Consider the following 22,416-nt stretch of genomic DNA (forward strand, 5'->3'; position numbering starts at 1 on the left):
CTGCTATGGTAGGTCAACTTCCTACAAAAAAGGCAACTCGAGAAGGAGGTGGATTCCCCTACTTTGTTTCGGAAGTCTGCCATGGATTTTGTCCTGCCCGATTTTCCGCTGGAAGATGCCATTGATATCGCTAATGTGCGGGGTTGTGCGCTGACTGACATGTTCCGATTATGTACCGACGAATGTAGGAGAAACGCGAGGGCAAAGGATTACTTTCTATGCCAGAGTTTAAGGACTAAATTAAGACCTCGAATAAGACACATTTTTTTTGATATTTGTTGATATGAACTAAAGTCTAAAAACAGAAAAGCCTGTAAATCAGTAGATTTACAGGCTTTTAAAATCCCTTGAAACAGGTTTTGTCGGGGTGGCAGGATTCGAACCTATGCGTGTAATGTACTGATATACAATATTTTATCCGTTGTATTTTTCTTTAGGTCACCTAATAAGGCAAAATTATTTTTAAGTGATGTAACTGATTAATTTACAGCAAGTTAATACATTTACTTGTGTTTTTTAGAAATAAGATCAAAAATAGGCGAAGCCCACCTCTTTTATACAAATTCTCTAAGTCGATAGATTTAGTTATTGGTGGTAATTTCTTCGTCTAGCATTTCATAATCCTTTGCTCCGTTTGAATCCGGCACATAGTCAAATATGCTATGTGCCTAGAGCTGGCCTTTTGATTTTCAATAAAAATATTCAATGCTCGCTTGATGGGATCGACGAAATTCTTAATTTGGTCACAGTAGAGTTCCGGAACCCTGCGGATAATCGCGATATTGATGCAATAAGGTTGCGGGAGTTCTTTAACAACAAATGTTAGCGGATATTTTACAGACAACCTAAACTTCGACAAAGAACTATGGCACTTTATCCACAAATACTATTTCACTTTACTAAGAAAAAGAGCCTTTATACAATACTAAATGAAACATTTAAAGCTTCCTATGCCAGAGAAAGAATCATTGGTGGAAATAACACAAAGGAATTTGCTGTTCCAATGGTTTCCTTCAGTGACTTGAGACTTTCTGAGCTTAAAAATAATATCGGCACTTACGGAAAATTTGGTATTGGATTTACTGTCATCCGGGTAAGTTTTTCATATCCTAAAATAGTGGGTTTTCTGGCTTTCTAGGGTGATTTTTCCTTTTTTCTCAAAACACCCCCCTGCTCAATTCCAAATATATCCAATTGCACTATTTCCAGATTTCGTTCTTCTGCTGCCAGACAGTTTGTTTTTAGTATGGTCTGGAAGCACACATACGATATCAGGTTGGCCCGGGCCATGGATACCAACGTAGTAAACTGCTCTGCTTCTTTGATCCGCTTATGGATCACACTGAATATCAGATTGGCGATCAATACCATCCATACCTGCGTTTTGATCCCCTCCCTGCTGTCCGAGAAAAAATAGCCCAACTCGAAGTTCTGCTTTATTTTTTTATAGAACGGCTCGATCTCCCAGCGGTTTTTATAAAGGAGCACTATAGTATGGGACTGGAAGTCAAACAGGTTGCTCAGAAAGCGGAACACCTTGCCTGTCAATGGAGCTTTATAGGTGATCAATCTGGCCTTCAGTGGCCCTTCATTGGTCTTTAGCTCCACCAACTGGTCCAGGATGGTACCCCCGGCCAGGAAGTCATGGATGTCCGCACGGATTTCACTCACCACTTCATAGGTGGCGTTTTCATTTAAACATGTGACGAAAAAGGAACCACTCTCAGTCCATTTTTTATAAACCCCATAATTTACATACCCCTTGTCAAAGACATAAATCTCTCCTCGTTGTGGTTTCAGCTGTCCGAGGAAATCTTTATCGTTGCTACTGGCAGGGGTCAGCCAGATCAGTTCGGGCACCATATTGTCCAGGGGGAGTACCGCATGGACTTTGAGTCCCCCTTTTTTCTTCCCGTTCATAGGATTCCTTCCCGTCCCTTTGAATACATCCGTCCACAGGGTCACGGTGCTGGAGTCCATCAGTTTAACCCGGTCTGGGGAAACTTCCCCGTTGATGGGTAGACTGAGGTAACTGTCTGAAATCTCCGCTCTGTAATGGGCCAATAATAAGTAATAAATATACCCATGCACTTCATTGGGACGCTTACGGTTGGCATCCGAAAGGGTGCTGCTTGCAGGAAGCTTATAGATGCCCAAATAGCTTAGCTTCTGTCCCAAAAACAACAGGCATTTGCAGAGGCTGTTCAGCGACTGCGCTTTGGAAACCACTCCGTAAAGCATGAAGACAAGCTGTTTCCAGGTATCCATTGTCTTGTAGTAGCGGTCCGACTGAAAGGTTTCTGCAGCTTTATCGACTATCTCCCGGGGTACGAAAGAAAGTAGCTGGCTGATTATCGGATGACCGGATAGTTTTGTAGTTTGCATTGGGATAGTTGATGTGTCGTAACCTCAACTTGCACCAAAAGGCGGGATTTACCTAATCGGTGGTTCCGCTTTTCCTGTTTTGTACTATTCCAAGAATGTCATTTTAAGCCTGTTTTTTACTCGGATGCCAGTATATTGGATTGACAAAGTCATGGGCAATAAGAAATGGACTTAATCCTGTTATGTATGCAAGTAAAGAAAGTCTTTTCACAGGAAACTTTATGAGTGGAGTTGAGGATATTTTCACGCTTTTGACAAAGGCGAATGACACAACAGGAAAATTTGAAACAGCATACAATAACACAATTAATACTTTACGCTACATAAAAAACTATCAAGGAGACCTAATTAGACCAGGAAAGAAAACAAAACCAAATTATGTATTTGCAAATGAAAGGGAATGGAGATATGTTCCAGCAATTACAGACGACATTTTATCCTTTATACCAATTGATAAAATTAGAACTGCTCAACAGAAATCAAGTTTCAACAAAAAAGTAAGCCATATACGACTTCATTTTCAGCCAGATGACATAAAGTATTTGGTAGTTGAAAAAGAAACTGATATTAACCCATTAATAGCTCACTTACGGCAAGCAAAAAGTAGATTTTCTTATGAAACGGTTGACAAACTTGCAAGCAGAATTTTAACTTATGAACAAATTGAGAAAGACGTATAAAAAACAGCGGCTAACATAAGTTTTTATAGGGGCAGACGAACAAATTCTTATCTTTAGTTTTTCAATTTGGCTTTTTGTGGTGGTTGGGCAGACGTTCCCTGCCCCCCCCCGCAACGCCAAACTTTGAACGTTGTAAACCATAAAAGAGATGGCTAAAAAGATATTTAAACTTCATACCAGTAAGGTTGAAAATGATTGGTTTACATCATCAATTCAACCAACAGATTTTGATGTGTTTGGTGAAAAAGTTGAAACTATATCACGATTTGATAGCGATACTATTATATGGCGGTATCTGGATTTTAGCAAGTTTATTGCGCTTTTAGAAACAAAACAATTACACTTCACACGATTAGATGACTTTTATGACAAATTTGAGGGTTCATATTCGCCATCTGATTACGAAAGATTCTTATCAGATGACTTCTTAACAAGGATTGAAAACTCATTACTTTCTCAACTGATTGACATTTCAGTTCGTCTAGGTAACTTTGCATCTTCCTGGCACATTAATAATTATGAAAACTATGGGATGTGGAAGTCTTATGTTAAATCTAATGAGGGAGTTGCAATTAAAACAACTGTTGGCAACCTTATAAAAAGCCTTCGAAATTCAAAAAGTTCTCTTGTATATGGAAATATAGAGTATGTAGATTTTGAAGAACTAGATATCAGGAAGTATTTTGAACACAATAAACAACACGGCGTTCAAGTTATGCCTATTCCATCCTTCTTTAAAAGGAAAAGTTTCTCATTTGAAAATGAATTTAGAGTAGTTATTTATTTTGAATTTGGAATCTCTAACACAAATTTGATAAATCAAGATTATATTGATAATATAATTAAATCACAGAAACGCTTTTATCAAGAATCCATTGACTTAAATGAGCTTTTTAATGAAATTTATATACATCCAGATTCAACAGAATGGTTTGATACTTTGGTTAGAAAAGTGGGTGACAGATACAATGTTGATGCGACAATATTAAAATCTGATATATAAAAGTATTGCTTTCATTTTGTATATGTAATGACAAGGCAAGTGTTAAATATCAAAGATTGTAGCCCGCTCAAACAGCGTAGGGATTTGATATGATACTACCAATCAATCTACCACAACTCATAAAATTTACCGTCAGTAACTATGGAAATTCAATGGTCATCGTATCTGAAAGTGCATTTCCCAGCTCTTTCTGAAATTTATCTGGATACCCACGCTGAAAAAGAGATCAATGAGCAATTAGTGACTAGAAATTCTGAGCTTCTGAAAGTGTGTCCTGATAAATATACGACCACTTTTTATGACCTATTCGTTAGGATAATTAACACTGAAATTGAAAATGATAGGGAGCAAGAAATTTCCCGCTCATTGTTAGGCCAGCTTAATGATAATGTCGAAAGACTCAATAACATACTGATCCAAAACAAATTATCAATAAGTCAAGTAAAGAATTATCTGGATGGACTCTTTCGAGTAAACGGTGAGAAATATCTCGATAAGGTGGGAGAACTATTGAGCACGAATTATATTCTTGAAAACAATAATAATTTCAAGCTTTTACAACTTGAATATAAACATGAACCACATCTCGGAAATAAAAGTAAGGATAGTGATTTACTGATTTTTGACGAAGTTCTTAAGGGAGGTATTTTGGTGGATATTTTGAATGTTAACCTGGATCACGAAAAGATAGAAGATGAAATAGGACTTACCAAAATCCTTTCTCATCGCATTGGGAACAAATATATTGATAAAAGGTATCATAAAATTCAGATAAATGATTCCTTTAAAATTGGGGTCATACAACCTTTTATTTGGGTTTATGATTTATGTTCAATACTCAAATATGAGGAAGTCTTTCGGAATTTTACTATATATAACTCATTGCCAATTTTACTTCTTAGGCAAAAGTCTAATGGTCAAGGACAAGTTTATTATGATTGTATCCAAGCGAAAGACATTAATAGTTAAAACTGATGACAAGTGCTAAAAATCCATAGGTTTATGAGCCACTTACAAAGGGAGTTGAGATTAGATAGTTTTAAAGCAATTAACAAAGTTCAAGCCTATGGATTTTAGCTTGGCTTTGTACGAAATATGAGCAAAACGGTAATCATAATTGGAACAATCATAATTCTCCTCCTGATTTTCGGAAATATTCAAAATAAAAGGAGTGAAAAGAGACTTCGGAAATTAAAGGAAAGTCGACCGAATCTTACTCGAACGGAATATATAAATCGATAGAGGTATCCGCTTAGTTTCATATTAGATTTTCCACGTATATTTTGTCGGCATTCACCATTCTCTTGACCAGGTTATGAAAGATCGTCTGTTTTGATTGTGACCTGTTGGTCCGATAGGAGTATTCATTCAGGTAGCGTTCTATATGGCGTTTGCTCACCCAGGAAAACGTTGTCCTTATCCAGGATTTCACCTGGTGTATCGCCGTATGTATCGCCTTAAAGTTCAGTCCGAACTCACTGGGGATCTGGGTGATCTGAAAATCCTTGGCGATGGGGCGATACCCCTTCCATTCATCCGTGGTCACTTTAGCTTCTGCTGAAATATGGCGTTCAAAGATGGGACGAAGGCTTTTTGCGGAGAAATCCTTGATCTGAAGGCTATAAAACCGCTTTACCTTGCCCTCTTTGGTAAGTTCAATGGCACAGACCACTTTCTTTTTCTTGCCCCCATAGCTCCTGCCGGGCCTTTCTGACTCTTTTCCCCCGACCACGAATTCATCCACATGAACGTCGCCCTCCATCGGATGGGTACCGCTGGATTTCATCGCCTCCCGCACTTTGTGCATGAATACCCGGGCGGTATCAGGACGTATCCCGTACCTTCTGCCCACCTGCAGCGCGGAGAGCCCTTTAGTCGTAGTGGCCATCTCAAAACAGATATGAAAGGCCTTCAACAGTCCAAACTTCACTTTGTGGAACAGCGTATCAGCACCCGGTGATTCCGTATCACTGCACTTATTGCACGTTCTTGAATAATCCCTGCGTACCTGGCTGCCGTGATGGCCACATTTTCTACAGGTATAACCCGATGACCACTTCACCTCACTCAGATAGTTCTTGCAGTCCAGGTCGCTTTGGAAGTGTCCAGTGAACTCTACAATGTTCTGTCATTTAAAAATGTCCATTTGTTCCGTTTTTGAATAGATAAATATATGAATTTAAACGGATACCTCTATAAATCGATTTGTAAAAAACGGATTTGATACAGAGAACTAGATAATGGATAGCGCATATTCTCGGGAACTGAAACGCAAGAATATCTAGACAACCCAAACAATTCTGCAGATTACGCCACGAACACAATAGCCAATTATGACCCGGCAATCATCCCATGCCTGGAGATGCCAGCTGGTACAGAGCTGGAACGAATAGTAGGAACCAATAAATTCGAAGTAGTTGAATAATCTACTCACAATATATGCTATAAATGAATGGGGCGTTTGTGAGATAGGAAATTTATGTAGGTTGAAAAGTACGCTACAAGTTTTCAATCAAGGCGTGGCTATTTTTGTGAGACGAGAGTTGGTGCTTTCTAATCCTCGCTCATTATAGCAAGGCGTTAGTCTAAATCCCATAATGCTCCGCAATCGCAGTCAGAATCATTTCCCTCATAGAAGCCTTAGTTTCCCCTCCAATCTCATTTTTCAGTTTAACGATCATGCCTCAGTCGGAATCCAAAGGGAATAGATTTTCACATCCTCAGTGTCGAATTCTTTGCTAGATACTTTTTCTTTTTGCTGCGTTTCAGGATCTGATTTGATCAGCATCCCTAAGCCTCTTTGCTTGATACCTAGGTTTTTATTTCCCTTGCTCGGGTTGTTTAGCTTCGTAGCCATATCAGTTTCAGTTTAGTTTGGTGATCATTTCCTCGACTAGCATTTCGTAGTCCTTTGCTCCATTGGCTTCTGGTGCATAGTCAAAAATGTTTTTTCCCTGCAGCTGGGCTTTCGATTTCCAATAAAAATATTCAAAGCCCACTTGATGGTATCGACGAAATTGTTAATTTGGTCACAGCAGTGACCTGAAGGCCTTTGGGGAATGGGGATATAGATGCAATAGGGTAGCGGGAACTTCATAACCGCAGGAGTTGGAAGTAATACGTAAGAATTTTAATATGGATGTTTTCGAATTATTATCTGACTGTTCTAGTTTCGATGAGCGATTTATTTCTTTGAAAGGATTGCCAGGAATGCTATCAGCTAAAGGAGAAATTAATAGGATATATAATTCTTGGAGTGGATTTGATGAAGACTTTGTCAAACAATTTCAAACATTGAATTTTGAAGCAAGACTTTGGGAATTATACTGTTATGAATTCTTTAAAGATCAAGAATTTGTAGTTGAGCCATGTAATGAAAATCGACCCGATTTTAGTCTATTAAAAAACGGCCGAGAAATAGTTGTGGAATCTGTGACATCAAATGAATCGGGAAAAAGAACTAAACAAATTTATTTAAATACTTTAGAAAGAGAAGATAGGATAGATTTCAAAACACGAATAGGAAGTGCATTATTTTCCAAGCTAAACAAAGAATATCATAAACTAGAATGGGTTAAGAATAAACCCCTAATTATAGCTATTCAACCATATCATAGTGCTGAATCATTTAATATGAATGTTTATACTATGGTAAGCTACTTGTATGGAATCGATATATCCAAAGAAAAACTTGCAAATGGTGAAATACTAACTCGATTTTTGAAAGGCAAAAATTTTAAACGAAACCATAATGGTGAAGTGATAGAGATTGATGCGTATTTTAATCTGGAGATGTCAAAGTATATTTCTGGAGTTTTGTTTACAAATACTGCTACTTTAGGAAAATTTAGTAGGATGGGATATCAAAATGGATTTGGAGTTGATGATACATTGGGTATTATTTACACTGGTGCATGTTATGCTGAAAACGAAATAGAACCAAGGCAATTCAGTATAAATATTGGTAAAACTGGATTTGATAATTACAGATATGGAGTTACGTTATTTCATAATCCAAATGCAATCTGTCCAATTAATGATGAAGATTTTATGTGTACTCAGGTTAAATTTATTAACAATGAGATATACTGGAAACGACTAGGTTTTTATCCATATTCAGGTAAAAACATAAGACTTATTAGAAATCTTTCTAGGGAGGGAAAGAAAATAAATAATTCTTTCCTAGGAAATAATGCTTTTAACGAAGAGGAATAATTCGCCCAAAAAAATATAGGTGTCCATGCTCCATGAGACCCTGCACTGCAGCTATACTATCCTTTGGGCCCTACCTACCAGCGTTCCTAAACGAAACATTCTCATTGTCAAAAAGATAACTAAACAATATGACCGATAAACAACTACGTTCTTTTAAATTTTTTGAATTAGAATTAAAATCACTTTCTAGCTTTTTAATTGTAACAAATCCTTACTTGACAGAACTGGCATCATCAGTTTTTTGGGAACATGAAGCAATAAAAACAGAAAAGACACGAATAAGTACTCTTTTAACTTTTCCACCGACTACACAAGAGTTCATTGCTAGAAGTTTTGAACAGAATATTTCATTTTTAAGTAGAGAGTTAATTTACATAAGAATTGTATCTGCTTTAGAAATATTTTTAATACAAAGTGTCCGTGACGTTTTTAAGCAAACTGAGAAGCCTTTTGAAAGTAATAATAAGAAGATCGAATTGAATTATTCGCAGGTTTTACAACTCTCATCGATTAGACAACTTAGAAATGCGATGCTACATAAAGAAACTCGCCCTCTTTCCAGCGCCGGATATGAGGATGTAGTTAAGTATTATAAGCAACAGCTACGTCTAGATATTAGTAGCTTAGGTCCCGGACTTGGGAAAATGAAATATTACCATCAGGTCCGACATATATTGGTACATCGTTTGGGGAAAGTTGATAAACAATTTCAAAAAGAACATAATTTCAAAAAGACATATTTGCAAATTGATGAAAGTCTATTGATAAATCTATTCAATGATGTTTACGCTTATGCATATCAGGTTTCAGAAAAAATCAAAGCATTAATTGATGCTAATAAAATACTGAAAATTTATCGACAGTTTAAAGGTGAGCGACTTAGGATTGAATTCGACTCAAAAATTAATGACAAAGTAAACTTTCTCGAACCTGAATACCATTTCTGGGTCGGAGATGATGTCTTTTACTTGGAAGATTTAGGCCTACACATAATATCGAAGGGAGCTCGTTACATGGTTGAAGTTTGGGGCGAAACTGAAATACTTAAGGCTTATAAGAAGAGCATCAAGACAAGACTAAAGACATCGAAATATTTTGAAAATATCTCGGTAAAGCCGGTGGCACATCCTCAAGTATTTGATGAATCAATCATCTTAGCCGTAAGTAAATTGTTGCCCAATGAGGTTTGGCCATTGGACATTCGTAAAACAATTGCTGCGGAATTAGACATTTCAATAAGTAAAGTGAGTCAGATAATTAAAATCTTGAATTCAAGAGGTATGCATTTAAAACCAGAATAAAAAATATTGACAACGCCAGCGCCCAACAAAAATATTGCTGGCAAAGCCATAGTTATATCGAACCAATTTATGGAAGATTTTGAAAGGGTTTTGAAGCTGGATTCAGAACTCTAAGCTTTAAATAATCCGAGTTAATGCTTGTATTCTGGAGCTGGCGATACAGAAGTCGAACCATTTCGAGCAGGATTTGGAGCGTTTGGCTAGGTTGTTTAGGCATCTTTCACAATCGTGATAAGTATAGATCAGTAACTTAACTTACTGATGCTTTTGTACATACTCGTTTTTTTATACATACTTTTCTGACAATGGCTTGGTTCTGTCTTTTGGGATTTCAAATGCGCAAATTCATGCCCCATTAATAATCGATTATTGATCTCCTGAGCCTTCCAGACTCGATCCTCTAACTCCGGGAACAGGGTAGAAACCGATACCATCATCGATGGGAATAAGATTAACTCCTTAATGCTAAATGCGGTTTATTAGCCTAGAAATAGTTCGCTCACTTTTTTCTAAGTCAATTTTATTGAACCAACCTTTTTCAGTTCTGTGTTCCGTTAACTTAAATACATTAACTATAAACTGAAAATAATGCAATTAAGAAAATTTGGAAAAAATCCGATAAACCTACAAATTCAGTTATATTTTAATACCTGAATAAAGCCTTCTAAGACTAAATATACAATAGAAAAAAGAGGAAGCTACCATAATGCAATTACAGGTATCCTGAGCAAAACGGAAATAATAAATAATATGAGAGAATATCTTAATAAGGTCAGAAAATATTACAACAATGCAGTTTTCTTAAAAGATTCCTTAAACAATATACTCAATCTAATTGAAGAACAATATCAATTGAAGCCCAGTCAAGTCGTTATGGTGGATAGTATTTGTAATAATGATGTGAATTTAATCCATTATCCGCCGAAAGCTTACGAAATGATTGGGCCATTTCATTTAGGAGGATTAGATGGATTTCCATTTTTAGGATTAACAGGGATGAAAAAAGTTGATAACCATGTTTCTGAAGAGGGAGCAGTATTAATTTTTTATGCACCTCATATTGGAGTGAGTAAAGATGGGACAACAGGTGGGATTAAAAGGACACATCAACACGATTATTCTTCTTGCTGTGGGGGACTTGAGATAGCGTTGAGAAACCTCAGTTCCAACATGATTAAATCGGGAGAGGTGTCATCCTTAGATTATCAATTCAACATTCTTGAACAAATTTTGTTTTGTGAAAAGGAAAGGATTGATGCTGCTGCTGATAAATTCGTTGAAGCTACAGAAGTAGTATATGAAGCGATTGAAAGACAAATAGACCTTCTGATTTCTAAATCAGAATACCACTGTAAACACCTATTTCTTGTAGGAGGTATTTATATTAATGGAGATAGGGGAGCCTGTTCATTTCATGCTGTTAGGCGTATTGAGCATCTTGACGTAACTACAAATCAAAAAACTGATTTAACAAGATACATAACATTTAATGATTGAGGTTACATTGTTGACTTATGGCCTAAGAGTTTACGATCAGGATTAGCTCTGTGATCCCTCTAAGTTGCTCTAACAAAATTATAGATTGCTTGAGAAATGATCGATTCCGGATCCTGATTTATGAAATTCTGTAAACTTTTTCTTTTGGGATTTGCAGTAGCTAATGTTGGTAGTTTAAAATAATATGGTTATTGTTTTCCGGCTTTAATAACTAATCACTAAGTGAGAAATGGTTTTTGTGTATTTCCAGTAAAAACAAATTTGGCGATTCCGAATAGTAAATATATATATATAAGAGAACTGCTTCAGGTGTGGAAACTTACCCAATTATCAATTCATTATAAAAATTATGAGCAAAAGATTCTTTTTCCCCCTTACTCTTTTGATTCTTCTTATCTTTTCTAGTTGGGTGCAACAGGAGCCGATAATGAATTATGAGGATCTCACCACAAAAGCAAAAATAGCATTTCGTGATTCCTGGAATGAATTACTGCTTTCGTATCAAGACAGCGTTTTTTCGATTTTGCCAATTCGGAAATTGGGTGAGTCCAAATACAATCTTTCTTTTCAAAAGCCACTTTCATTCAAACCAGATGTATCAATACCCCCGATTATATGCAATTTTGAGAAACTTGATCTTCTCAGAAACTATAGGATAAAGGTTATTCAATGTGGAGATGGTGAGGTGGCCTATAGCTATAGCTATGAAATCAGGGATGAAGCAGCTCATGAAATTATTCTCTTCGCTGGTCTTGAATTACCAATTAACTTGTATTATATAGATATTCAGTCACTAAGAACCATTACTTTTTTATCAACTTTAAAATTTGCTTGTTTTGGATTGCTCGCTGGAGTTACAATTTTAATGGCTTTTATGTTTATCAAGAGTATTCCACTGCAGCTATTTGGAGGAAACAAACCCTGTTTTATTCAGATAGGAAGCACTCTACTGGATGCAGATCAATGTTTTTTACTTACAAATGGTGAGAAGACCTCGATTACCAGAGAGGAGTCTGACTTACTGCTCAGCTTTGCGACAAATCTAAATCAAGTGGTCACATGTGAAGATCTCAATATAAAACTTTGTGGAAATGATAATGTTTTAGTAGGTAAGAATCTGGATACATACATTTCAAAACTCCGGGATAAATTAAAATCTGACACTAGTATTGTAATCATCAACGTGCAGGGCGTGGGTTATAAAATGGAGGTTGAAAGCTCCAAATAGCTCTGATTATGGTTCAAAATAATTCCGCTAGGGTAATTGTACATCATCAGCCTGGCTTCTAATTAAAACGACAGTCGGGGGCCGCTTCATTATTTTTGGGAATTTCTATTCTCTAACAGGAATTCCTATTGATTTCAAGAAGTTTTTAGAGAATAAAAGGCTTGACTCCACGGGATCTCTACCTTTCTATCCCCTTGTTTAAGGGTAATGTTTTTACAAAATGCTTGACAAAATTGCCAAGCATTTTGATCATTTATTATTCGTAGCCGAAGGTATAAACCTTGTCATCAAAACCACAGATATATAATTCTTGGTTTTGGTCAATTCCAAATGAGGAAATAGGGAAATCAGCATTAAGCAACTCCTTATTTACGGGGGTTTTGGGATCACTGAAATCCAAACTCCAAATTCGTCCCGAGACGTAATCTGCATAAATGTACAACCCCTGCAAATTTTTTATGGCAGTACCATGATAAACAAAACCGCCTGTAATGGATATATCGCCTTGTGATCGCCCATATTCCCAAATTGGCAATTCCAAATTTTCCATATTGCAATCATCGGCATTGAAGCAATGAAAACCTTCCATTGTATTCCACCCGTAATTCCCACCTTTTTTAACAATGTCAATCTCTTCATAACTATTTTGCCCCACATCACCTACCCACAATTGTCCATTTTCTGAATTAAAGCTAAATCTCCAAGGGTTCCGTAAGCCATAAGCATAAATCTCCTCCCTGAATCCCTCAGTGTTATTGACGAATGGATTGTCTTCAGGGATCGAATAATTTGTTGACCCATTTTGATGATTAACATCTATTCTCAGAATACTCCCTAATAAAGTCTTTCTGTTTTGACCATTTCCCTGGGGATCACCACCGTTCCCACCGTCACCAACTGCGATATAGAGGAAGCCGTCCGGGCCAAATGAGATTTGGCCTCCATTGTGGTTGCCGTAAGGTTGGTCATATTCTAACAATACCAGTTCACTAGCAGGATCTGCCTTATTTGGGTTGGTTGAGGAAACGCTAAAGCGGGAAATTATAGTCCGATTGGGATTAGAAGCGGTGTAGTTTACATAAAAATAGCCGTTACTTTTATAGTTAGGGTGAAAAGCTAGCCCTAATAAACCTTGCTCTCCACCAGAATCTTCCACTTGGTTCTCAATAGTTAGAAAATCGACTTTCTCTGTTGTTTTTTCATCATTATGAAAAACTGAGATAACTCCCCGTTGCTCTACAACAAATATTCTATTAGACTTATCCCCCGCATGTTGAAAATCTACTGGTCTGGTAAATGACAGCCCAGGAAAGGCTTCCTTAACTGTTATATTTCCATTTTGAATTAATGAGTCTGTTTTAGCGTCTTTAGAACAGGCAATGTTAGAGAATAAGGATATAAATAAAAGGATACTGAGTTTGTTCTTCATATTTAATTTGTTAAACGAAAGCTTAAAATACTTTCAGCATTGATATAAGGAATAAATTAGCGAACTGGATTATACTACAGTTCTAGTTCGTTTAATGCTTGATCAATAAAAAGAGATTCATTAGAACTTAGTTGAAAATCCATAGAATGTGCATTTTGAATAGCTTGATCCGCATTTCTAGCTCCCGCTAATGCGATGGTAATACCCGGGCGATTGTAAGTCCACAGCAATACCAACTGAGCAAGAGTAGCGTTCTTTTCATCGGCAATTGGCTTTATTTTCGCCAGAAATGCATTTGTCTTAAGAATACTGTCATCTGTGAAATATTTTAAAACCGCCCTGTGATCACCTTCAGCGAATTTTTGTCCAGCAGTCATTTTCCCACTTAATAGGCCTCTTTCCAAAGGGCTATATGCCAAAATAGCTTTTTCATTTGCGATGCAATAAGGAATTGTCTCTTCTTCTATACCTCTGTTTACCATGCTATATGGTATTTGGTTTGAGATTATTTCCACATATTCTTCTGCTTCTTTCATTTGGGCAGCATTATAATTGCAAACACCAGCATAGCGCACTTTTCCTTGCTGTATCAAGTCGGCTACCGCTTCAAATGTTTCTTGAATCGGCGTAGTAGGATCAGGCCAGTGAATCTGATACAGGTCAATGTAATCTGTCTTCAGTCTTTTCAATGAATCTTCTACTTCCTTGATAATACTTTCTTTTCCGGCATATTTATAGATGTCGATTGGGTTACCTTTGTTGTCTTTGCTTGAGAATGCAAAATCTCCTTTTGCCAAGTTCCAGCGCATACCAAATTTTGTAAGAATCTGTATTTTTTCCCTTGGAAGTTCTTTTATGGCTTCTCCTACAATTTCTTCACTGGTTCCTTGCCCATAAATAGGAGCAGTGTCAATTGATGTGACTCCTAGGTCATAAGCAGCTCGTATAGCTTTGATCGAACTGCTTCGTTCCGTGGATCCCCACATCCAGCCACCTGCAGCCCAGGCTCCAAAAGTAATTACAGATACTTCTAAATCTGATGTTCCTAACTTTCTAAATTGCATGTTTGGTAATAGTTTTTAATTTGATTTTTTATTTGTGCACAGGAAACAGCATGTCTGAAACGTAGGGTTCATTTCAAGTAACTTAGAAAAAAGTGAGTGGTTGATTTTCGGGCTAATCCAGTAATTCCTTTTAATTTTAGACAGTTAACAACAAATCACAAAGTAGTAGTATGAAAAAGAAAATTATGTTATTTTCAGTGGTGTTTGTCCTTTTGCTAAGGACGGGACTAGCCTTTGCTGGAAAAGAGGATTTCTATCAGTTAAAAGTTTACCATTTATCATCAAGTAATCAGCAAGAAGTTGTAGAGGAATACCTGGAGCAGGCATTTCTTCCAGCCATGCATAGAGCCGGGGTTAAACATGTCGGAGTATTTAAACCAGTTAATCCTTCAGAAGGAAGTAGTTCCTCTGAAAAGTTGATTTATGTACTGATCCCCTTTAGTTCACAAAAGGATTATTTCAAAATAGAATCAGTACTCTCTAAAGATCAGCAATATCAAACTGCTGGAGCTAAATACCTGAATGCACCTTATACCAATCCTCCTTTTGATAGGATTGAGACTATCCTGCTCAATGCCTTTGAGAAAAATCCTAAATATGGTGTTCCCGATTTAAAAGGCCCAAAGAAAGATAGGATCTATGAATTACGCAGCTATGAGGGCCATAGTGAAAAAATATCTGCCAATAAGATCAAAATGTTTAATGCAGGTGATGAAGTAGGATTATTTAAAAGACTGGGATTCAATGCTGTCTTTTATGGCGAAGTTGTTGCGGGTAGTACCATGCCAAATTTGATGTACATGACTACATTTGAAAATAAAGCTGACCGAGATGCGCACTGGGATTCTTTTGGTAGCGATGCTTATTGGAAAGAGCTATCCTCTCTTCCTGAATATCAACACAATGTATCCAAAAACGTAACTATTTTCTTACATCCTACGGAGTACTCTGATCTGTAAAAGAAAGATTTATATATGAATAGCATACTTTTTTAGGTAAAGTTGCTATTCATATGTGAATCTGAAAATTGGCATAATTGATCTAGTAATTCACTGAGTTTATATCCAATAGGAGTAAGAAAATACTGGTATTTTCCAGTGGTTCCTGAATCGTCCTTAGTTTTTTTGATTAGTTTATATTGCTCCAGTAATTTCAGCCTGTTTGCCAAGACATTATCACTTATTAGGTCTATGGATTTTTTCAAACTTGAAAATCGATCATTCCCTTCTTCAATTTCAAACAGCACATCTGTTGTCCAACGCTTACTGAGTATATTTATCAATTCATTTAATGTGCATTTCTCTTCTAAATAAGTCTGATTTAAATAATTGGTGGATGTGATTTTTCTTTCCTCTATCATGAATTATAATTGTTGAATGCTTGTATTCCGGAAGTGATGTTAACTATCTTCGACAGAATATGGGTTAAAACCAGTCAATTTGTTGCCGTTTTTCCTTTTCCGAAAAGGTGCTGCAATTGAGTTTCAAATGAACTGATTAGTTTATTTTTTCAGGCCACATGTAATTCATAATGCAGAACCCATGCTAGAATAAAAGATTAAGCTACTCTAAAAGAGGTGATTACGAAATATAATTTATATAAAGTCACAAAAAGGTACTTTATGAGGGAGATATATTCCACCGAGGGGGTGATATGTTCTCAAGGCAGGATCTATCCAGAAGAGTTAGTTCGCTTGGCCGCGCCAACATTGGGCTTTCAGGTCCAGAAATAGATGGATTTTGTTTTTGAATCTGAATAGTCGATAGAAAGTGTTTTTTTAATTCATCACTACACTCTAGAGAGTGAAAGGAAGATCAGCTTTAGTATCATTAAACTTTTATTTTCTCTTTTTCAGGACTTCATAATTGAGGGACTGAAATTGAGGGACTGATGCTATTCATTTTATGGAAAGTCGGAGAACTCTTCTAACTGCTGTTGCATATAACAAAAATCTATCCCCCCTTCTGATTTCAGTGTGACCTTTTCAATCATCCCTGCCACACTTTTGATCTTCATCAAAAACGATTATCGTTATGGATCAAGCAGCTCAAAATCTCAACTTTTACAGAAATGTTCCGCCTACAATGGAGCAGGTGCAGGCCTACTTTAACTCCCTCCAAGTTCCGGCTGCGGAAGCGGAGGTTTTCTATTTCTATTACCAGGGAATGGACTGGCGAAATGAAATGGGTACCGCTATACGAGATTGGATTATGGCTGCTGACGACTGGGTCTGGAATCTGGAGAACTGATTCCTAAGAATAGTAAATAATCCCCTTATTCAACTACAGAATGCTCTTCTGCCGGTAGTCTCTGGCATTGCGGTTTGGCAATGAGCAAGATGTAGGATTGTGCCACAATCCGCTCTTGCCCACCGCTGCCGGAGTTGCGGGTGGGGGTAAAATTTCTCCGAAGTCGAATTTTATAGTCCTGTTACCTTTATGAAAAAATCAGCTAATGAAAAATCCATATGGCTCACGGTAAGACTGACTTCCCTTGAAAAGCAAAAGCTCAATTCCTTACTCCAAAAAGCCGCCTATTGTCAGACGATAAGTGAGCTCGTTAGAGACGTGCTTTTCAAAAGAAAGCTAACCCTTAACATGAGAAACGAATCCTTGGAGAACACTCTGGTAGAATTAGGACTGCTCAGAAATGAGCTCAACAAAATCGGGGTGAATCTCAACCAGATTACGCACTATTTTCATATGCAGGCTGATCCAAAAGAGCGTCAGTTTTTTGTGAAGGAAATGCTCCCCCACTTTGAGCGGACTAAAGCAAAAATTGAGGCGCTCCATAGCTTGATTGAAGGATTGAAAAACCTAACCTAGTTGGTTGCCAAAATCATTACCGGAAAGACTATTGGAGGAGTGATTCGATACAATGAACAGAAGGTGAAAAATGGACAGGCAAAACTGGTACAGATGGGAGGGTTTGTGGGTGAAAATCTTACTGTGAGGGATAAGATCCAATCATTTGAAAAGGTGCAGAAGTTGAATACAAGGACGAAAACAAACACCGTCCATATTTCGCTCAATTTCTCTCCAAAGGATAAAGTTGATGAGTTTATGCTTCAAAAGATTGCAGCTGATTATTTGAAAGGGATTGGATTTGAAAACCAACCTTACCTGCTCTATCAGCACTTTGATGCTGCCCATCCGCACATTCACATGGTTACGACCAATATTTCAAGTTCAGGAAAACGGATTGAAACGCATAACCTGGGCAAGGGGCTGTCAGAACAGACCCGAAAGGAAATTGAGGGGCGATACCATCTTGTAAAAGCGGAAGAGCAGCGGAAGCAAAAAGTTAATTTGCTCCAGCCGTTGGAGAAAGCTACGTATGGCAAACGGGAAACGAAGTCTTCCATATCCAATATTGTTCAGGAGGTAATACGTTCGTATCAATTTGCTTCGCTGCCTGAGCTGAATGTAGTGTTGGGGCAGTTTAATGTATGTGCATACCGGGGTGAAAAGGAAAGTGAAATGTTTAAAAATAAAGGACTGGTGTACTCGGTTTTGGATGCGGCAGGGAACCGGGTAGGGGTTCCTGTGAAGGCCAGTTCAATTTATTGCAGGCCTACCTTGGCCAGACTGGAAAAGCTGTTCTTACGGAACAAAGAAGCAAGAAAGCAGCACCGGGAAACTCTTCGGGGTGTAATTCACGGTACGTTGCAAAAATGCAGTTCCCTGGAAGAATTTACTTTCCTACTCAGAACAAAAGGAATCAAGCCGCTACTTAGGATCAATGAAGAAGGGAGGTTATACGGGGTGACCTATATAGATAACGTAAACCGATGCGTATTTAACGGTTCGGACTTGTGCAGGGAATTATCCGCCAATGCGCTTTCTGTTAGATTTTCGAAGGACCATGTGCTTCCCAATTCATTGGAAAAAGAGCAGGAGGTAAAGCAGGAGGTAAAAATAAATGGCCAGGAAACTAACCCGGATACAAGAATTCCCGGCCTGGAGATTTCCTTAAATTCTTATCAACCGGAAGATCCAACCCCATTTGAGCTAAGGCAAAAGAAAAGGAAAAGGCGCAAGAAGCGAATCCAATAAACTGAGTCTATGCAAACTGGTGAAAATTCAGAGGGGTTAAGAAAGATCATCGATCTGACCAGAAAGGCAAGTATTGGAATGCTGTGTCTGCATTGCTATTACTACTGTTATCATTCATTCAATCAATGGGGGTTTACGCATCCTATTTCAGAAAGGCTTCTGGTCAATATTCAGCATACGGGCCTGTTTAATGAATTCTATGTTTCCAAAGTATTTGCGTTGGGCCTTTTGCTGATTTCGTTGATCGGAGCGAAAGGCAAGAAGGATGATAAACTCAGAATGGCCCAGATACTCTGGCCGCTGATCAGTGGATTCTTAATTTATTCGGGCAGCTTTTTTGTTTTTCACCTTCCATTTAATGAGGATAGGGTAAGTATTATATACATAACAGTCACCAGTCTTGGATTCATTCTTATTCTGAGGGGAGGAGCCCTTCTGAGCCGGTTGCTGAAGAACCGATTTGATCAGGGGGTGTTTAATCATTTGAACGAGACATTTCCCCAGGAAGAGCGCTACCTGGAAAATGAATACTCGGTTAATCTTCCTGCACAATACCGGCTTAAGGATAAGGTCAGAAAATCATGGATCAACATCATCAATCCCTTCCGTGCACTATTGGTGGCTGGTACTCCAGGCTCTGGAAAAAGTTACTTTGTGATCCGGCATGTGATTACCCAACACATCAGTAAAGGCTTTTCCATGTTTGTCTATGACTTCAAGTACGATGACCTCTCCCGCATCGCTTACAATACGCTGCAAAACAACCTGTCTGGTTATAAGGTGAAACCGAAATTCTATGCAATCAATTTTGACAGACTTTCCCATACCCATCGATGTAATCCCTTAGAGCCGGATACCATGTTGGACATTACCGATGCCTCAGAAGCTGCCCGTACTATTATGCTTGGACTGAATAGGGAGTGGATCAAAAAGCAGGGAGACTTCTTTGTGGAAAGCCCGATTAATTTCCTCACGGCTATTGTCTGGTTTCTCAAAAAACACAGGCATGGCAAATACTGTACGCTGCCCCATGTCATTGAACTGATGCAGACCGATTATGAGAAGCTATTTACTGTGCTCCGAACAGAGCCGGAAATTGAAGTGTTGGTGAATCCCTTTGTTTCTGCTTTGGTCAAAAAGGCATTTGATCAACTGGAAGGCCAGGTGGCAAGTGCAAAGATTACCATGGCACGGCTTTCTTCCCCCCAACTGTATTATGTGCTTTCCCAGAGTGAATTCACGCTCGATCTGAACAATCCTGAAGCACCTAAAATCATCTGCATGGGAAACAATCCCCAGAAGCAGCAGGTCTATGGAGCCGTGCTTTCCCTATATATTTCAAGGATTGTCAAGCAGGTAAACAAAAAGGGCAAACTGAAATCCAGTCTGGTGTTTGATGAATTTCCTACTATCTATTTCAATGGAATTGATAACCTGATCGCCACTGCACGATCCAACAAGGTGGCCACCTGCTTAGGTGTACAGGATTACAGTCAGCTTAGAAAGGATTATGGGAGGGAGCAGGCCGATGTGATTATGAATACGGTAGGCAACTTCATCAGTGGGCAGGTTTTAGGGGATACAGCCAAGCAACTTTCAGAACGTTTTGGCAAAATCATCCAGAACCGGGAGAGTATTTCAATCAACAGTTCAGAAACCTCCCTGAGCAAATCCACCCAGCTGGACCAGGCTGTTCCTGCTTCTACCATCTCAGCACTTTCCTCTGGTGAATTTGTGGGGATGGTAGCAGACACACCAGACCAGAAGATAGCGTTGAAAGCTTTTCATGCAGAGATCATTAATGATCATAAAGCGCTGAAGCGGGAGGAAGAAAGCTATCGGCCAATCCCTAAAGTACGGGAAATCACCCAAGAGGAGGTGGAGGAGAATTATAGGAGTATCAAGCGCGATGTGGAGGAGATTATCAGAGTAGAGATGGAAAGGGTGTTTGATACACCTGAGTTGGGGCATTTGATAATCAGGGGGTAATTGATTTGACTAAAACATATTTTTTCCGATATTAATAAGATATTATAACTTCTTTACCACTTATAGATATAGCCATACTGACTTTCCAGGATATTATTAAACTCAATGATTTTGACTGGGATCGGGCTTATGCAGTGCTGAATTACCATCTCGAAAAAGGAAGTATACTGAAGGGGATCTTGCCCGGCGATCAGGTGATCTATCATAATTTAGCAGGGATGGAAGGACATCAATGGATGCATGTACGCTATTTGCGAAGCAGCCTGAAAACAATGTAATCATGCGTCTTTGACGCAATCGAATAAGTCGGACTGTAACTTGGAGGGAAACAAGTAAGTATATGCTTGATGGAATATTATAATTAAAATTTATGCAATAGATAAAATAAGAGTTGAATCGATAACCAATCCTGCCATGAAAAAGACATTCTCAATTTTATGCCTAGCTACCTTGTTCTTTTCCTGTTCATCGGGTCCTGAAGATGCAGTTAAAAATTTTACTGAAAACTTAACGAAAGGGAAGGTGGAGGAGGCGAAAAAGTATGCAACAGAGTCCACTGGTGCAATGCTTGATATGGCAAGTGGAGTGGGGATTGTTCCGGTAGACCCTGATTTTAAGTTTGAGATGCTAAATGATTCTATAGTAGGGGATCGAGCTTGGATTACCATTGCCAACCCCAATGGAAGATCGGAAGTGATGGAGGTTGTTAAAATAGACGGGGACTGGCTAGTGAATATGAAAGCTAAATTCTAATTTATTTTACGTAATGATATTGCTGCTTCTGGCGTAGGTATCTTATTTTAATTATTCATAACTAAACGGTTTCGATATGGGCTTTTTTGGGTATAATATTGTAAAGAAACGTAGGCAAGAAATGGAAGATTATATAAATCATAGACTGCCTGAATTCTCAACATATGGTCCTTCTGAAATTAAAAAGATATACTATAACTCGGACGTTCCTTTGGAGGATCTAATGGATGTAATGGAGATCTTATATGAGTCTGAAATTAGCTTCTCTGAGAAAGTATCTCTCCTTAAGGAGATCCCCTATGGCATGGACGTTTTAGTCGTGATAGCTACAATGGAGTGTTAATTATGAGCTTATTATAAGCTCAGGAAGTTATTTTTTAAGCAATTCCTTCTAAACAAGTGAATGCTCCAGCCTTTCTTTCCAATTTTTCCAATCCGGCATAATGGTTTCTTGTAGCGCATAAAAAGCACGTGTATGATTATGGTGGATTAGATGACACAGTTCATGACTGATCAGGTACTCAATGCTTCCTTTTGGAGCTTTAACCAATAGTAACTCCCAACGCAGCAACAAGTTTTTCTCGGGTTAGAAATGATTCCTCTCTGATGAGATAATTTTTTTTCTCTAGCATCAGCATATAAAATTGTTCCCGAACTTTTTACAGAGCGTTTTAAAACCTTGATAAATATACCTTCTGTTTTAAACTATGGTTCAGGTAGACCAGCATCCTTCATCCGATCTTTGAATCAGCCTACGCTGGATCCACTTATTCGATCTTACGTATGCGGACAAACAAACCGAAAATTAAAGGATTTC

General features: G+C 38.0%; 24 protein-coding genes. 16 read left to right on the top strand and 8 right to left on the bottom strand.

Annotation, left to right across the window (positions count from 1 at the left end):
- Window positions 1–865: 865 nt before the first annotated feature.
- On the top strand, window positions 866–1,138 hold the full coding sequence (locus AS141_RS11790) for an abortive infection system antitoxin AbiGi family protein (RefSeq protein ID WP_057937859.1): 273 nt from the start codon (window positions 866–868) through the stop codon (window positions 1,136–1,138).
- Here the strand turns inward: AS141_RS11790 and AS141_RS11795 are convergent.
- Window positions 1,135–2,385, bottom strand: a complete 1,251-nt coding sequence (locus AS141_RS11795) for an IS4 family transposase (protein WP_057937860.1) — start codon at window positions 2,383–2,385, stop codon at window positions 1,135–1,137. The genes AS141_RS11790 and AS141_RS11795 overlap by 4 nt on opposite strands.
- Before the next feature lie 140 nt (window positions 2,386–2,525).
- Here AS141_RS11795 and AS141_RS11800 point away from each other — a divergent pair, with 140 nt between their 5' ends.
- The 3 genes from AS141_RS11800 to AS141_RS11810 all read left to right on the top strand — a co-directional run bounded on the left by AS141_RS11800 (window position 2,526) and on the right by AS141_RS11810 (window position 5,037).
- Window positions 2,526–3,065: an abortive infection system antitoxin AbiGi family protein gene (locus AS141_RS11800; protein WP_057937861.1), complete on the top strand. Its 540-nt coding sequence runs from the start codon at window positions 2,526–2,528 to the stop codon at window positions 3,063–3,065.
- Between the two features lie 148 nt (window positions 3,066–3,213).
- The gene (locus tag AS141_RS11805; protein WP_057937862.1) at window positions 3,214–4,068 is read left to right on the top strand and encodes a DUF2971 domain-containing protein; all 855 of its coding nucleotides are present in this window, start codon (window positions 3,214–3,216) and stop codon (window positions 4,066–4,068) included.
- A 141-nt stretch (window positions 4,069–4,209) separates the two neighbouring features.
- On the top strand, window positions 4,210–5,037 hold the full coding sequence (locus AS141_RS11810) for a hypothetical protein (protein WP_057937863.1): 828 nt from the start codon (window positions 4,210–4,212) through the stop codon (window positions 5,035–5,037).
- 289 nt (window positions 5,038–5,326) lie between these two features.
- On the opposite strand, the gene AS141_RS11815 is transcribed toward AS141_RS11810, so the two are convergent.
- A complete protein-coding gene (locus AS141_RS11815) occupies window positions 5,327–6,190 on the bottom strand; it encodes an IS1595 family transposase (RefSeq protein ID WP_232424887.1) in 864 nt (287 codons plus the stop codon).
- 129 nt (window positions 6,191–6,319) lie between these two features.
- Between AS141_RS11815 and AS141_RS27400 the strand changes: the two genes are divergently transcribed.
- The gene (locus tag AS141_RS27400) at window positions 6,320–6,493 is read left to right on the top strand and encodes an immunity protein Imm33 domain-containing protein (RefSeq protein WP_082632280.1); all 174 of its coding nucleotides are present in this window, start codon (window positions 6,320–6,322) and stop codon (window positions 6,491–6,493) included.
- A gap of 252 nt (window positions 6,494–6,745) precedes the next feature.
- Here AS141_RS27400 and AS141_RS11820 read toward each other — a convergent pair whose 3' ends face one another.
- A complete protein-coding gene (locus AS141_RS11820) occupies window positions 6,746–6,925 on the bottom strand; it encodes a hypothetical protein (RefSeq protein WP_232424883.1) in 180 nt (59 codons plus the stop codon).
- A 251-nt stretch (window positions 6,926–7,176) separates the two neighbouring features.
- On the opposite strand from AS141_RS11820, the gene AS141_RS11825 reads away from it, so the two are divergent.
- The 4 genes from AS141_RS11825 to AS141_RS11845 all read left to right on the top strand — a co-directional run bounded on the left by AS141_RS11825 (window position 7,177) and on the right by AS141_RS11845 (window position 12,309).
- Window positions 7,177–8,283: a hypothetical protein gene (locus AS141_RS11825; protein ID WP_157243446.1), complete on the top strand. Its 1,107-nt coding sequence runs from the start codon at window positions 7,177–7,179 to the stop codon at window positions 8,281–8,283.
- Between the two features lie 128 nt (window positions 8,284–8,411).
- Complete coding sequence (locus AS141_RS11830) at window positions 8,412–9,584, top strand: hypothetical protein (protein ID WP_057937865.1); 1,173 nt, start codon at window positions 8,412–8,414, stop codon at window positions 9,582–9,584.
- Between the two features lie 750 nt (window positions 9,585–10,334).
- Window positions 10,335–11,081 carry a hypothetical protein gene (locus AS141_RS11840; RefSeq protein WP_057937867.1) on the top strand — a complete coding sequence of 249 codons (747 nt, stop codon included), beginning with the start codon at window positions 10,335–10,337 and terminating at the stop codon, window positions 11,079–11,081.
- A gap of 349 nt (window positions 11,082–11,430) precedes the next feature.
- Window positions 11,431–12,309, top strand: a complete 879-nt coding sequence (locus AS141_RS11845) for a winged helix-turn-helix domain-containing protein (protein WP_057937868.1) — start codon at window positions 11,431–11,433, stop codon at window positions 12,307–12,309.
- A gap of 256 nt (window positions 12,310–12,565) precedes the next feature.
- Here AS141_RS11845 and AS141_RS11850 read toward each other — a convergent pair whose 3' ends face one another.
- On the bottom strand, window positions 12,566–13,738 hold the full coding sequence (locus tag AS141_RS11850) for a PQQ-dependent sugar dehydrogenase (protein WP_057937869.1): 1,173 nt from the start codon (window positions 13,736–13,738) through the stop codon (window positions 12,566–12,568).
- A gap of 74 nt (window positions 13,739–13,812) precedes the next feature.
- Window positions 13,813–14,802: an aldo/keto reductase gene (locus AS141_RS11855; protein ID WP_057937870.1), complete on the bottom strand. Its 990-nt coding sequence runs from the start codon at window positions 14,800–14,802 to the stop codon at window positions 13,813–13,815.
- A gap of 170 nt (window positions 14,803–14,972) precedes the next feature.
- On the opposite strand from AS141_RS11855, the gene AS141_RS11860 reads away from it, so the two are divergent.
- Complete coding sequence (locus tag AS141_RS11860; RefSeq protein ID WP_057937871.1) at window positions 14,973–15,761, top strand: NIPSNAP family protein; 789 nt, start codon at window positions 14,973–14,975, stop codon at window positions 15,759–15,761.
- Between the two features lie 32 nt (window positions 15,762–15,793).
- On the opposite strand, the gene AS141_RS11865 is transcribed toward AS141_RS11860, so the two are convergent.
- Complete coding sequence (locus tag AS141_RS11865; protein ID WP_057937872.1) at window positions 15,794–16,162, bottom strand: winged helix-turn-helix transcriptional regulator; 369 nt, start codon at window positions 16,160–16,162, stop codon at window positions 15,794–15,796.
- A 673-nt stretch (window positions 16,163–16,835) separates the two neighbouring features.
- On the opposite strand from AS141_RS11865, the gene AS141_RS11870 reads away from it, so the two are divergent.
- The 4 genes from AS141_RS11870 (at window position 16,836) to mobC (ending at window position 20,846) form a co-directional block, all read left to right on the top strand.
- A complete protein-coding gene (locus AS141_RS11870; protein WP_057937873.1) occupies window positions 16,836–17,051 on the top strand; it encodes a hypothetical protein in 216 nt (71 codons plus the stop codon).
- A gap of 189 nt (window positions 17,052–17,240) precedes the next feature.
- A complete protein-coding gene (locus AS141_RS11875) occupies window positions 17,241–17,627 on the top strand; it encodes a plasmid mobilization protein (RefSeq protein WP_057937874.1) in 387 nt (128 codons plus the stop codon).
- Complete coding sequence (locus AS141_RS11880; protein ID WP_057937875.1) at window positions 17,628–18,857, top strand: relaxase/mobilization nuclease domain-containing protein; 1,230 nt, start codon at window positions 17,628–17,630, stop codon at window positions 18,855–18,857.
- 9 nt (window positions 18,858–18,866) lie between these two features.
- Window positions 18,867–20,846, top strand: a complete 1,980-nt coding sequence (gene mobC / locus AS141_RS11885) for a conjugal transfer protein MobC (RefSeq protein ID WP_057937876.1) — start codon at window positions 18,867–18,869, stop codon at window positions 20,844–20,846.
- Window positions 20,847–20,899: 53 nt separating this feature from the next.
- On the opposite strand, the gene AS141_RS26845 is transcribed toward mobC, so the two are convergent.
- Window positions 20,900–21,052 (bottom strand): hypothetical protein, encoded by a 153-nt coding sequence (locus tag AS141_RS26845; protein WP_198293535.1) that lies wholly within the window; start codon window positions 21,050–21,052, stop codon window positions 20,900–20,902.
- A 208-nt stretch (window positions 21,053–21,260) separates the two neighbouring features.
- Between AS141_RS26845 and AS141_RS11890 the strand changes: the two genes are divergently transcribed.
- Both AS141_RS11890 and AS141_RS11895 read left to right on the top strand, forming a co-directional pair.
- Complete coding sequence (locus AS141_RS11890) at window positions 21,261–21,599, top strand: DUF4878 domain-containing protein (protein ID WP_057937877.1); 339 nt, start codon at window positions 21,261–21,263, stop codon at window positions 21,597–21,599.
- Window positions 21,600–21,720: 121 nt separating this feature from the next.
- On the top strand, window positions 21,721–21,942 hold the full coding sequence (locus AS141_RS11895; RefSeq protein ID WP_157243447.1) for a hypothetical protein: 222 nt from the start codon (window positions 21,721–21,723) through the stop codon (window positions 21,940–21,942).
- Between the two features lie 48 nt (window positions 21,943–21,990).
- Here AS141_RS11895 and AS141_RS26005 read toward each other — a convergent pair whose 3' ends face one another.
- Entirely contained in the window at window positions 21,991–22,173 is a 183-nt protein-coding gene (locus AS141_RS26005; RefSeq protein WP_082632274.1) for a M48 metallopeptidase family protein, read from the bottom strand.
- Window positions 22,174–22,416: the final 243 nt, after the last annotated feature.

It is taken from the genome of Algoriphagus resistens, assembly GCF_001442615.1.
GTDB lineage: Bacteria > Bacteroidota > Bacteroidia > Cytophagales > Cyclobacteriaceae > Algoriphagus > Algoriphagus resistens.

What these genes read in the sequence shown, in the direction of transcription:
- AS141_RS11890 (WP_057937877.1), top strand. Translation starts at nt 21,261, where the DNA reads ATGAAAAAGACATTCTCAATTTTATGCCTAGCTACCTTGTTCTTTTCC.
- AS141_RS11795 (WP_057937860.1), bottom strand. Translation starts at nt 2,385, where the DNA reads ATGCAAACTACAAAACTATCCGGTCATCCGATAATCAGCCAGCTACTT.
- AS141_RS11820 (WP_232424883.1), bottom strand. Translation starts at nt 6,925, where the DNA reads ATGGCTACGAAGCTAAACAACCCGAGCAAGGGAAATAAAAACCTAGGT.
- mobC (WP_057937876.1), top strand. Translation starts at nt 18,867, where the DNA reads ATGCAAACTGGTGAAAATTCAGAGGGGTTAAGAAAGATCATCGATCTG.
- AS141_RS11845 (WP_057937868.1), top strand. Translation starts at nt 11,431, where the DNA reads ATGAGCAAAAGATTCTTTTTCCCCCTTACTCTTTTGATTCTTCTTATC.
- AS141_RS11850 (WP_057937869.1), bottom strand. Translation starts at nt 13,738, where the DNA reads ATGAAGAACAAACTCAGTATCCTTTTATTTATATCCTTATTCTCTAAC.
- AS141_RS11860 (WP_057937871.1), top strand. Translation starts at nt 14,973, where the DNA reads ATGAAAAAGAAAATTATGTTATTTTCAGTGGTGTTTGTCCTTTTGCTA.
- AS141_RS11875 (WP_057937874.1), top strand. Translation starts at nt 17,241, where the DNA reads ATGAAAAAATCAGCTAATGAAAAATCCATATGGCTCACGGTAAGACTG.
- AS141_RS11840 (WP_057937867.1), top strand. Translation starts at nt 10,335, where the DNA reads ATGAGAGAATATCTTAATAAGGTCAGAAAATATTACAACAATGCAGTT.
- AS141_RS11790 (WP_057937859.1), top strand. Translation starts at nt 866, where the DNA reads ATGGCACTTTATCCACAAATACTATTTCACTTTACTAAGAAAAAGAGC.
- AS141_RS11805 (WP_057937862.1), top strand. Translation starts at nt 3,214, where the DNA reads ATGGCTAAAAAGATATTTAAACTTCATACCAGTAAGGTTGAAAATGAT.
- AS141_RS11895 (WP_157243447.1), top strand. Translation starts at nt 21,721, where the DNA reads ATGGAAGATTATATAAATCATAGACTGCCTGAATTCTCAACATATGGT.
- AS141_RS11830 (WP_057937865.1), top strand. Translation starts at nt 8,412, where the DNA reads ATGACCGATAAACAACTACGTTCTTTTAAATTTTTTGAATTAGAATTA.
- AS141_RS11865 (WP_057937872.1), bottom strand. Translation starts at nt 16,162, where the DNA reads ATGATAGAGGAAAGAAAAATCACATCCACCAATTATTTAAATCAGACT.
- AS141_RS26845 (WP_198293535.1), bottom strand. Translation starts at nt 21,052, where the DNA reads ATGATAGATCACCTGATCGCCGGGCAAGATCCCCTTCAGTATACTTCC.
- AS141_RS11810 (WP_057937863.1), top strand. Translation starts at nt 4,210, where the DNA reads ATGGAAATTCAATGGTCATCGTATCTGAAAGTGCATTTCCCAGCTCTT.
- AS141_RS11855 (WP_057937870.1), bottom strand. Translation starts at nt 14,802, where the DNA reads ATGCAATTTAGAAAGTTAGGAACATCAGATTTAGAAGTATCTGTAATT.
- AS141_RS11870 (WP_057937873.1), top strand. Translation starts at nt 16,836, where the DNA reads ATGGATCAAGCAGCTCAAAATCTCAACTTTTACAGAAATGTTCCGCCT.